General features: G+C 77.0%; 8 protein-coding genes and 1 riboswitch. Of the genes, 3 read left to right on the forward strand and 5 right to left on the reverse strand.

What is annotated here, in order from left to right:
- Positions 1 to 24: 24 nt before the first annotated feature.
- The 5 genes from cobN to RM780_RS07430 form a co-directional block, all read right to left on the reverse strand.
- The gene (cobN, locus tag RM780_RS07410) at positions 25 to 3657 is read right to left on the reverse strand and encodes a cobaltochelatase subunit CobN (RefSeq protein ID WP_311629736.1); all 3633 of its coding nucleotides are present in this window, start codon (positions 3655 to 3657) and stop codon (positions 25 to 27) included.
- A gap of 59 nt (positions 3658 to 3716) precedes the next feature.
- Positions 3717 to 5237: a cobyric acid synthase gene (locus tag RM780_RS07415; protein WP_311629717.1), complete on the reverse strand. Its 1521-nt coding sequence runs from the start codon at positions 5235 to 5237 to the stop codon at positions 3717 to 3719.
- On the reverse strand, positions 5234 to 6187 hold the full coding sequence (locus RM780_RS07420) for a cobalamin biosynthesis protein (protein WP_311629718.1): 954 nt from the start codon (positions 6185 to 6187) through the stop codon (positions 5234 to 5236). Before RM780_RS07420 ends, RM780_RS07415 begins: the two co-directional genes overlap by 4 nt.
- A 131-nt stretch (positions 6188 to 6318) precedes the next feature.
- Positions 6319 to 6443: riboswitch (cobalamin riboswitch) on the reverse strand.
- Positions 6444 to 6778: 335 nt separating this feature from the next.
- Positions 6779 to 7003 (reverse strand): hypothetical protein, encoded by a 225-nt coding sequence (locus tag RM780_RS07425; RefSeq protein WP_311629719.1) that lies wholly within the window; start codon positions 7001 to 7003, stop codon positions 6779 to 6781.
- The gene (locus RM780_RS07430) at positions 7000 to 8229 is read right to left on the reverse strand and encodes an inorganic phosphate transporter (protein WP_311629720.1); all 1230 of its coding nucleotides are present in this window, start codon (positions 8227 to 8229) and stop codon (positions 7000 to 7002) included. Before RM780_RS07430 ends, RM780_RS07425 begins: the two co-directional genes overlap by 4 nt.
- A gap of 75 nt (positions 8230 to 8304) precedes the next feature.
- On the opposite strand from RM780_RS07430, the gene RM780_RS07435 reads away from it, so the two are divergent.
- The 3 genes from RM780_RS07435 to RM780_RS07445 form a co-directional block, all read left to right on the forward strand.
- A complete protein-coding gene (locus RM780_RS07435) occupies positions 8305 to 8979 on the forward strand; it encodes a class II aldolase/adducin family protein (RefSeq protein ID WP_311629721.1) in 675 nt (224 codons plus the stop codon).
- 116 nt (positions 8980 to 9095) lie between these two features.
- A complete protein-coding gene (locus tag RM780_RS07440; protein ID WP_311629722.1) occupies positions 9096 to 10241 on the forward strand; it encodes an alpha/beta hydrolase in 1146 nt (381 codons plus the stop codon).
- 54 nt (positions 10242 to 10295) lie between these two features.
- Positions 10296 to 11422, forward strand: a 1127-nt coding sequence (locus RM780_RS07445) for a hypothetical protein (RefSeq protein ID WP_311629723.1), incomplete at its 3' end; no start/stop codon positions are given.

Below are 11422 nucleotides of genomic sequence, written 5' to 3' on the forward strand. Positions count from 1 at the left end.
AGAAGGGGTAGGGGTGGGGGGTGCTCACGCGCCGGCCTCCTGCTCGTCGTCGGGTCCGGCCTCCAGGTCGCCCTCCAGCTCCAGGTAGGTCTCCCGCAGCCGCTCCAGGGTCTGCGGGTCGGGCCGCTCCCACAGGCCGCGCTCGGCGGCCTCCAGCAGCCGCTCCGAAATCCCGCGCAGAGCCCATGGGTTGGACCGCTTCATGAACTCCCGGTTCTCCGGGTCGAAGACGTACTCCGCGGCGAGCTTCTCGTACATCCAGTCGTCCACCACCCCGGCCGTCGCGTCGTAGCCGAAGAGGTAGTCCACCGTGGCCGCCATCTCGAAGGCGCCCTTGTAGCCGTGCCGCCGCATCGCCGCCATCCAGCGCGGGTTGACCACCCGGGCGCGGAAGACGCGGTGCGTCTCCTCGCCCAGCGTGCGGGTCTTCACCCGGTCGGGCACCGCGCTGTCCCCGATGTACGCCTCGGGCGAGGCCCCGGTCAGGTGGCGCACGGTGGCCACCATCCCGCCGTGGTACTGGAAGTAGTCGTCCGCGTCGTACAGGTCGTGCTCGCGGGTGTCCACGTTCTTCGCCGCCACCTGGATGCGGCGGAAGGCGGTCTCCATGTCCCCGCGCGCCGGCCGCCCCTCCAGGCCCCGGCCGTAGGCGTAGCCGCCCCACACCGCGTACACCTCGGCCAGGTCCGCGTCGGAACGCCACTCCCGCGCGTCGATCAGCGGCAGCAGCCCCGCCCCGTAGGCGCCCGGCTTGGAGCCGAAGATCCGCGTGGTGGCGCGGCGCCGGTCGCCGTGCTCGGCCGCGTCGGCGTCCGCGTGCGCGCGCACGAAGTTCTCCGCCGCCGGCTCGTCCAGATCGGCCACGGCCCGCACGGCGTCGTCGATCAGCGCGACCACGTGCGGGAAGGCGTCCCGGAAGAACCCCGAGATCCGCACGGTCACGTCCACCCGGGGCCGCCCCAGCTCGGCCAGGGGCACCACCTCGAAGCCGGTCACCCGCCGCGAGGCGTCGTCCCACTGCGGGCGGCAGCCCAGCAGCGCCAGGATCTCGGCGATGTCGTCGCCCTGGGTGCGCATGCAGGACGTTCCCCACACGGTCAGCCCGACCGAGGCGGGGTAACGGCCGTGGTCGGCCAGGTGCCGCGCGAGCAGCGAGTCGGCCAGCGCGCTGCCCACCTCCCAGGACAGCCGGGAGGGGATGGCCTTGGGGTCCACGGAGTAGAAGTTCCGGCCCGTCGGCAGGACGTTGACCAGGCCGCGGGTGGGGGAGCCGGAGGGCCCGGCGGGGACGTAGCCGCCGTCCAGGGCGCGCAGCACGTGCCGGATCTCGTCGGGGGTCCGCGCCAGCCGGGGGATCACCTCCTCGGCGGCGAACGCCAGCACCCGCTCCGCCTCGGGCACCGCCTCGCCCAGCACCCCGGCCACGACCTCCCCGGCCGCCCCGCGCGCCCAGCCGCGTTCCTCCATCGCCTCGGCCAGCAGCCGCGCGCGGGCCTCCAGCAGGTCGATCGCGTCCGAGGCCGTGGCCCCGGCGCCCAGCGCGGGCGGGATCGCGATCCGGGCCCCCGGCTCGGCCAGCAACGCGCCCTCCGAGAGCCCCACGTGCGCGGCGAGCGCGGCCCGCAGGCCCGGCAGCGCCCCGGCGACCCCGCCCCACACCTGGGCCGAACGCAGCACGGCCAGCGCCAGGTTGACCCGCGCCTCGCCCTCGGGCCCGGCGCCCAGCACGTGCAGCCCGTCGCGGATCTGCACGTCCTTGATCTCGCACAGCCAGCCGTCCAGGTGCAGCACGAACTCGTCGAAGGAGTCCTCGTCCGGCTGCTCCTCCACGTGCAGGTCCCGGTGCAGCTCGGCGGCCCGCACCAGCGTCCAGATCTGGGCGCGGACCGCGGGCGCCTTGGCCGGGTCCAGGTCGCTGACCAGGGCGTACTCGTCCAGGAGCTGCTCCAGCCTCGCCAGGTCCCCGTAGGTCTCGGCGCGGGCCATCGGCGGCACCAGGTGGTCCACGACCGTGGCGTGCCCGCGCCGCTTGGCCTGGGTGCCCTCGCCCGGGTCGTTGACGATGAAGGGGTAGACCAGCGGCAGCTCGCCCAGGACCGCGTCGGGCGCGCAGGCGGCGGACAGGCCCAGGCCCTTGCCCGGCAGCCACTCCATCGTGCCGTGCTTGCCGAGGTGGACCACGGCGTCGGCGCCGAAGGTGTGGTCCAGCCAGCGGTAGGTGGCCAGGTAGTGGTGGGAGGGCGGCAGGTCCGGGTCGTGGTAGATGGCGATGGGGTTCTCGCCGAAGCCGCGCGGCGGCTGGATCATCAGCACGACGTTCCCGAAGCGCAGCGAGGCCAGCACGATGTCCTCGCCGTCCACGTAGAGCGAGCCGGGCGGCTCGCCCCAGTGCCCGCGGATCGCCTCCCGCAGCCCCGGATCGAGGCGTTCGAACCAGGCCCGGTAGTCGGCCAGCGGCACGCGGGCCTGGGCGGCGGCCAGTTGCTCCTCCGTCAGCCACTCCACGTCGTGGCCGCCCGCGGCGATCAGCCGGTGGATCAGCTCGTCCCCGCCCTCGGGGTGCTCGCCCACTTCGTACCCGGCCTCGCCCAGCGCCCGCAGCAGCCGCACCGCGGAGGCGGGGGTGTCCAGGCCCACGGCGTTGCCGACCCGGGAGTGCTTGGTGGGGTAGGCGGTGAAGACCAGCGCGATCCGCTTCCCGGCGTTGGGGATGTGGCGCAGCGCGGCGTGCCGCACGGCGATGCCGGCCACCCGGCGGGCCCGCTCGGGGTCGGCCGCGTAGACGGGGACGCCGTCGGGGCCCTCCTCCTTGAAGGAGAAGGGCACGGTGATCAGCCGCCCGTCGAACTCGGGGATGGCCACCTGCATCGCGGCGTCCATCGGCGAGAGCGCGGCGTCCGACTCCTCCCAGGCCGCGCGCGAGCCGGTCAGGCACAGCCCTTGCAGCAGCGGGACGTTCAGCTCGGCCAGCGCGCCGATGTCCCAGGTCTCGTCGTCCCCCGCGCCCTTGCCGCCCGCCGCGAGCACGGTGGTGATCAGCGCGTCGGCCCGCCCCAGCAGCTCGTACAGGGCGGGGTCCGCGCCGCGCAGCGAACCGCAGTACACCGGCAGGGCGTTGCCCCCGCGCTCCTCGATCGCGTCGCAGAGCGTGTCGACGAAGGCGGTGTTCCCCGCCAGCTCGTGCGCCCGGTAAAACAGCACGCCCACGGTGGGCCGTTCGGGCTTGTGGGCGCGCTGCCCGCGCACGCCGAAGGGCGGCGTGGGGCGGGGCGGGGCGAAGCCGTGGCCGGTCAGCAGCACCGTGTCGGACAGGAAGCGGGCCAGTTCCGCGAGGTTCTCGGGGCCCCCCGCGACCAGGTAGGCCAGGGCCTCGGCGACCACGCCCGCCGGGACCGTGGAGGCGGCCATCAGCTCGGCGTCGGGCGTGGACTCCCCGCCCAGCAGCACCGCGGGAACGCCCGAGGCGCGGACGGCGGCGACGCCCTCCTCCCAGGCGCGCAGCCCGCCCAGCAGCCGCACCACCACCAGGCCCGCGCCCCGAAGCAGCGCGGGCAGGTCGGCGGCCGGGTCGGTGCGGGAGGGGTTGGCGATGCGGTAGTCGGCGCCCAGCGCACGGGCGGCGCGGGCGGCCAGCAGGTCGGTGTCGGCGGTGGACAGCAGGACAACGGCCGGCCCGGCGTCCGGGGCGGGCGTGCCGGCGTCGGTCGTGGCGGTGGTCATGGCGCTCCCGGCGGGATGAAGGGGAGGCCGTCGGGGACGCCCTCCTCGATGAGCCGCAGCAGGGCGGCGGTGTCGGCGTGTTCCTCGATCAGGTCGCCCAGGCGCTCCAACTGCTCCTCGCGCAGCGCGCCGAAGCGGGTGTCGGGGGCGGGGACGAAGGCGCGCGAGGCGTCGGCGGCGATCCTGCGCAGGAACGCCCGGCGGAAGCCGTCCGACTCCAGCGAGCCGTGCCAGTGGGTGCCCCAGACGGAGCCGGAGCGGCAGCCGTCGAGGAACGGCTCGTCCCCGCCGGTGAGTTCGGCCACCCCGTGGTGGATCTCGTAGCCGGAGACGGGCTCGCCCAGAGCGTGGCCCCCGGGTCTGGCCAGGGTCTTGGCCCGGGCGAAGCGCACCCGCACCGGCAGCAGGCCCAGGCCCGGGACGGTCCCGGCCTTGGACTCGACCTCGTCCTCGATGCGTTCGCCCAGGATCTGGAAGCCGCCGCAGATGCCCAGCACCGGGCGGCCCTCGGCGGCGCGGCGGGCCAGCGCGGCGTCCAGGCCGCGCTCCCGCAGCCAGGCCAGGGCGTGGACGGTGCCGCGGGTGCCGGGCAGGATCACCAGGTCCGCGTCGGCCAGTTCCTCGGGCCGGTCGCTGAAGCGCACGGCCACGCCCGGCTCCGCGGCCAGGGCGTCCACGTCCGTGAAGTTGGACATCAGCGGCAGCGGCACCACGGCCACCCGCAGCACGTCCGGGCCGTGCGGCGGGGCGGCGCTCGCCTCGCGGACGGTGCCGCGCAGCGACATCCGCAGGCCGTCCTCCTCGTCGATGCCCAGGCCGTGCCGGAAGGGCAGCACGCCCAGCACCGGGCGGCCGGTCAGAGAGCGCAGCATGTCGAGTCCCGGGTCCAGCAGGGTCGCGTCCCCGCGGAACTTGTTCACCAGGTAGCCCGCGATCAGCCGCTGGTCCCCGGCGGAGAGAAGGGCGGTCGTTCCGAAGAAGGAGGCGAAGACCCCGCCGCGGTCGATGTCGCCGACGACCACGACGGGCAGGCCGGCGGCGCGGGCCAGGCCCATGTTGACGATGTCGCCGCGGCGGAGGTTGATCTCGGCGGGGCTTCCGGCGCCCTCGCAGATCACCGCGTCGTGCGTGGCGCGAAGCTGCTCCAGGCAGTCGGTGACGGTGGCCAGCAGCCGGCCGCGGCGTTCCTCGTGGTACCCGCGGGCGGACAGCTCCCCGGCGGGGCGGCCCAGCAGCACGACCTGGCTGGTGCGGTCGCCGCCGGGCTTGAGCAGCACCGGGTTCATCAGCGCGCTGGGCTCGGCGCGGGCGGCGGCGGCCTGCATCGCCTGGGCGCGGCCGATCTCGGCGCCCTCGCGGGTGACGAAGGAGTTGAGCGACATGTTCTGCGCCTTGAAGGGCGCCACCTTCCAGCCCTGGCGGGCCAGCCAGCGGCAGATACCGGCGGTCACCACGCTCTTGCCGGCGTCGGAGGTGGTCCCGGCCACCAGCAGCGCGCCTCCGCCCCGGCCGTTCACGCGCGCCTCCCGGCGTACGCCGCGGCGGCGGCCAGCGCCAGGGCCAGGGCGCCGACCCGGCGGGAGAGCCGCACCGCGCGGTCGATGTCGGCCCAGTCCGCGGCACGGCCGGGGGAGTTGAGGACCGGGCGGTGCTCGACCCGGCCGCCGTAGGAGAGGGTGCCGCCCAGGCGCAGCCCGAGGGCCCCGGCGAACGCGGCCTCCACGGGGCCCGCGTTGGGGCTGGGGTGGCGGCGGGCGTCCTCGCGCCAGGCGCGGGCGGCGCCGCGCGGGTCGCCGCCCGCGGCGGTGGCCAGGGCGGCGGTCAGGCGGGCGCCGGGCCAGCCGGCCAGGTCGTCCAGGCGGGCCGCTGCCCAGCCGAACCGCAGGTAGCGCGGGGAGCGGTGACCGACCATCGCGTCCAGGGTGTTGACGGCGCGGAAGGCCGCCAGGCCGGACGGCCCGGCCGCGGCGCCCCAGACCAGGGCGCCGACCACGGCGTCGGAGGTGTTCTCGGCCACCGACTCCACGACGGCGCGCGCCAGCCCGGGGCCGTCCAGGGCCTGGGGGTCCCGGCCGCACAGGCGGGGGAGCAGGGCGCGGGCGCGGTCCAGGTCTCCGGCGGCGAGGGCGTCGCGCACGGCCCGCGCCTCGCGGGCCAGGCCGGTGCCGCCGAGCGCGGCCCAGGCCAGGGCGGCGGTGACGGCGGCGCGGCCCGCGGCGGAACGGCCGGGGCGGGTGCGGGCGGCGAGCAGCGCGGGGGCGGCGGCCCCGGCCGCGCACAGCGCGGCGTGCAGGGCGCCGGCGGCGCGGTGGTCGCGCCACAGGCGGCGCTCCAGCGCGGCGGCGGCGCGGCCGAACGCGGCCACGGGGTGGCCGCGTCGGGGGTCGCCGGCCAGCACGTCGCCGAGGTAACCCAGGAGCAGACCGGCGGCGGTGGCCGCGGCGAGGCGGGGGGAGGAGGCGCGCATCGGGTCGTCAGCGGCCCGTGGCGGAACCTCGCGGGGACAGGGCTGTGGGCAGGGGGCCGCTGCGGGGGCCGGGCATGGCGTATGTCCTCACTCAGGGTCCGCGCCCTGCGTTCGACGTGACCGGCGGTGAGAGTCTCCTGGCTCCCGGATCGGCGCTTCCCCCGGCCTTCCAGCCCCTCGCGGGGCCGTGACGCACGGTGGGGGAGCACTCCCCGGTGACAGTGGCGGGACCGCGCCGGATTCGCACCGGCTTCCTCTCCTGCCGCCGTTTGGCAGCGTTGAGTCCACCATGCCCCGGAAGCTCCGTCAACCGTGCGTTACGTGATCCGTCCCTCATGTGTCGGGGCCCGCCGCGCCGGACCGCCACGGTGGCGCGCGTCAACGCCCGAATGGCGCGCGGCCGTTTCCCGCCGGTCGCGGCGGCGGCCACCGCGAGGGCGCGCCCGTGGTGCGGCGGCAGTCGCTCCGGCGGCGCGGAACGCGGCTGCTGCCGCCACCGGGTCGCCGGACGCCCGGCCGACGGGCGCTGGCGGTTCGGCGCAAGCCGCGCCGCTGCCGCCCGGGTGCCGCGGCTTCCGGAGGCCGCCGCGGCTAGGTGGCGATGATCCAGATGCCGTAGGCCACGGCCGCGGCGCACAGCGCGAAGCAGAGGTAACCGGCCGCGCGGGTCGCGGCGTTGGTCCCGGGCGTGCCCTCCGCGGCCCGGCCGCCGCCGGCGCCGGCGCGGATGCCGAGGGAGAACAGGCCCACCACGGCCGTGGTCATCAGCACGGAGACCAGGATCACTTGGCCCAGGACGGCCCAGTCGACGTTCACGCGGTCACCTCCGCCTCGGTCCCGGCGCCGGCCGCGCGGACCGGGACGGGGGTGACGACGGGCGCGGGCGGCCCGTCACCGCGGTCGTTCACCTCGATCGTGTCATCGGTCGTGCCGTCGGTCGTGTCGTTCACATTCGAGTGGTCCACCGGACGGCGCCGGGAGCGGGCCCAGATCGCCGCGCTCGCGCCCACCAGGAGCACCGCGACCAGCGCCACGCCCAGGTCGCCGCGCTCGGCGATCAGCGCGGCCACCGCGCCGATCGCGCCCGCGGCCGGGAGGGTCAGCGCCCAGGCGGCGACCATCCGCCGCGCCGTGGACCAGCGCACCACGCCGCCCTTGCGGCCCAGGCCCGAGCCCATCACGGCGCCCGAGCAGACCTGGGTGGTGGACAGCGCGAAGCCCATGTGCGAGGAGGCCAGGATCGTGGTCGCCGCGCTCGACTGCGCCGCGAAGCCCTGCGGCGGCCGGATGTCGGTCAGGCCCGAGCCCATCGTGCGGATGATCCGCCAGCCGCCCAGATAGGTGCCCAGCGCGATCGCCACGCCGGCGGAGGCGATGACCCACATCGGCGGGTCGGAGCCGGGGGCCAGGGCGCCGCCGGTGACCAGGGCCAGGGTCATCACGCCCATCGTCTTCTGCGCGTCGTTCGTGCCGTGGGCCAGGGAGACCAGCGCCGCCGAGGCGATCTGGCCGGTGCGGTAGCCGCGGGCGGTCCCGGGCCGGTCCGCGACGTCCCGGGTGAGCCGGTAGGTCAGGCGGGTGGCCAGCACCGCCGCGACGCCCGCCACCAGGGGCGCGGCCACCGCGGGGATGACGACCTTGGTGACGACGGCGTCGCCGTTGACCGCGCCGGTGCCGACCGAGGCCAGCGTCGCGCCGATCAGGCCGCCGAACAGGGCGTGCGAGGAGCTGGAGGGCAGGCCAGCCAGCCAGGTCAGGAGGTTCCAGAGGATGGCGCCGACCAGCCCCGCGAAGATGACCTCGGGTCTGACCCCCGCCTCCTCGTCGATGATGCCGCCGGATATGGTCCGGGCGACCTCGACGGAGAGGAACGCGCCGAGCAGGTTCAGCGCCGCCGACATGGCGACCGCCGCGCGGGGCTTCATGGCCCCGGTCGAGATGGTGGTGGCCATGGCGTTGGCCGTGTCGTGAAAGCCATTGGTGAAGTCGAACGCAAGGGCTGTGATGATCACGATCGCGATCAGCAGCGTGATGTGTTCCATGTACCGGCAATCGTTCGGCGGGACGACTGGAAAGGGCCAAGCGGCGTTAACGTAAGGTGAATAGGTGAACTTGAGATGAACTCGCAGCGGCCAGAAGCTGTCACATCCCGCCCCGTATGGGAAGGAGCCTGGCGCGAACTGATCGCCTGGGCCCGCCGCACCGCCGCCGACGGCCTGGTCGTCGGAACCTCGGGCAACCTCTCCGTCCGCGTCGGCGACGCCGTCCTCGTCACACCCACCGCCGTCCCCTACGAGGACCTGGGCCCGGCCGACCTCCTCGCCGTCGGCCTCGACGGGCGCCGCCTGGCCGGAACGCTCGCCCCCACCAGCGAGCTGCCCCTGCACCTGGCCGTCTACCGCTCCACCGGGGCGCGGGCCGTGGTCCACACCCACGCCGTCCACGCCACGGCCGTCTCCACCCTCGTGGACGAGCTGCCCCCGATCCACTACCTGACCGGCCTCTTCGGCGGCCCCGTCCGGGTCGCGGACTACGCCCCCTACGGGTCCCAGGAGCTGGCCGCCCACGCCCTGACCGCCCTGCGCGAGCGCACGGGGTGCCTGCTGCGCAACCACGGGACGCTGGTCCACGCCGCGGGCCTGCGGCAGGCGTTCGAGCACACCGCCCAGCTGGAGTGGCTGTGCCGCCTCTGGCTCGCGGCCTCCTCCGTCCCCGGCCGCGCCCCCGCCCTGCTGAGCCCCGAGCAGATCGCCGCCGCCACCGAGCGGCTGGGCACCTACAGGCAGCCCTGACGAGGGCGCCCCCGGCCCGGGCCGCGCGCTGGGGGGCGCACGCCCGGGAGGAACGCGGGTCCGGCCCGGGGCGTCCCCGATGGCGGGCCGGCGCGAGGGGCACCATGCTGGAGGACATGCGTCGGCGGATCACGGCGGCCGTTGCCGTCACCACAGTGCTGGGAGCCGGGGCCGCGGTGGGCGCGGTCGCGGCCGGAAGGTGGGCCCGCGGGGCCGCGCTGGCCACGCCCCGGGCCGGGCGGCCCGCCGGGTTCGCCGGGGGCCGGGTCACCGTGCACTCCACGGCCGCCGGCCGCATCGTGCTCACCCGCACCCCGGCCACGCTGCGGCCCGGCACCTTCGGCCTGGCCGGCCCCTCCTGCCACGCGGTCGTCGGCCCCCTGCTGGACGAGCCCAGCGGGCCCGACAGCGTCGTGCGGCGCCTGGAGCGGGTCACCGAGGGGCGGCTGAGCCCCGGCACCACCGTCGTCCTCACCCCCGAGCTGCACCGGGGCGACCCGCTCTCCGCCCTCGGCATCGCGCACACCGAGGTCTACGTCCCCGGCGAGGAGGGCCCGCTGCCCGCCTGGTTCGTGGCCGGCTCGCGCGACACCTGGGTGATCGCCCTGCACGGCCTGGGCACCACCCGCGCGCACCCCCTCAACCTCCTGCCCTTCCTGCACCACCACCACTTCCCGGTGCTCATCCCCGCCTACCGCGGCGATCCCGGCGCCCCCGCGCCGCACGACCGCGCCGACCGCCTGGGCCCCGGCGCCTGGCCCGACGCCGAGGCCGCCGTGCGCTACGCCGTCGAGTACGGCGCCCGGCGGGTCGTTCTCTACGGCTGGTCCTCCGGCGCCGCGATGGCCCTGCGCACCGCCGCCCGCTCCGGCCTGCGCGACCGCCTGGCCGGGCTGGTCCTCGACTCGCCCGTCCTGGAGCCCGCCGAGACGCTGCGCGCCCTGGCGCTGCGCCGCGGCGTGCCCGGGGCGCTGCTGCCGCTCGCGGTCCGTGCGGACGACGGCGACGGCCTCCTCGGCGGGGACGAGCGCCCGCTGGGCGAGGCCGCGCTCGCCGCCCCCGGGCCCGCCCTGCCCGTCCTGATCCTGCACGGGCCGGACGACACGGTGGCGCCCTGGCGCGCCTCCCGCGAGCTGGCCGCCCGGCAGCCCGCGCACGTCACCCTCCACGTCATCCCGCGCGCCGAGCACGCCGCGATGTGGAACGCCGATCCGGCCGCCTACGAGGAGCGCCTGCGCCGCTTCCTGACGCCGCTCATGTGAGCCTGTCGCAGCGGTAGTTTGGGCTTTCCCGGCCGGAGCGGTGAAACTGCTCACGTGACGTCCCGAACTCCGCGTGAGCCCCGGTTGCGACTTGTCCAGCAGGCCCCCCTCCAGCGCGCCGCCGCCGCCCGGCGGAGCCACCCGGGGCGACGTGCCCCCGCCCCACCCCGGGGCATCGCCCCACAGGGCGAGCTCGCCCGCCATGCCCGCGCCCAGCTCGCCGGCGCGGTCAGCCTCGCCCGCTGGGCCCAGCGCACCGGTGCCTCGCCCGAGGCGGTGCCCGTGCAGGCGGCCTCCGACCTCGGGATGACCATCAGCCAGGTCCGCGACCACTGGGGGCGCGCCCGCCTGGCCGGCCTCATCGAGCCGGGCCCCGACGGCGGCGGCGTCCGGGCCGGCTGGCGCCTGCGCGCCTGGGACCGCGACGACACGGCCGCGCTGCGGGGCTGGCTGGCCCTGTTCGACGCCTGGTCCCTCACCCGGCCCGCCCCCGCCGACGCCGACCCCTCCGCCGTCGCGGACGTCGTGGCCGCAGTTCCCCAGCTCCTCTCCGTCATGCAGCTCTCCCACGGCCCCGTCACCGCCGCCGGCCTGATCGACCTCCTCCACCGCCGCATCACCGAGCTCCGCGCGGCCCGCACCACGCCTCCGGCCGCCGCCACGAGTGCGGTCCCCGCCGGGTCGCCTCGCGGCGGCGCGACGCCCGCCACCGGCGGCGCCGCCCCGGCCGCTACGGCCGGGTCGCCCCCCGGCGGGGGCGTGCGCGACGGTGCGACACCCGCCCCTGCCGGGCCGCCGGTCGGCGCCCCCGCGCCCGCAGCCCCGGGCCCTGCCGAAGCGGCCTCCGGCGGAGCTGTCGCGATTCGCCCCGCCGGACCGGGCGTTCACGACGGCGCGACGCCCTCCGCCGGTGGCCCTGCGGCGGGTGCCTCCGCGCCCGCAGCCCCGGGCCCTGCCGAAGCGGCCTCCGGCGGAGCTGTCGCGATTCGCCCCGCCGGACCGGGCGTTCACGACGGCGCGACGCCCTCCGCCGGTGGCCCTGCGGCGGGTGCCTCCGCGCCCGCAGCCCCGGGCCCTGCCGAAGCGGCCTCCGGCGGAGCTGTCGCGATTCGCCCCGCCGGACCGGGCGTTCACGACGGCGCGACGCCCTCCGCCGGTGGCCCTGCGGCGGGTGCCTCCGC

Origin of the sequence: Streptomyces boetiae (genome assembly GCF_031845405.1) — a bacterium.
Taxonomy (GTDB): Bacteria; Actinomycetota; Actinomycetes; order Streptomycetales; family Streptomycetaceae; genus Streptomyces; species Streptomyces boetiae.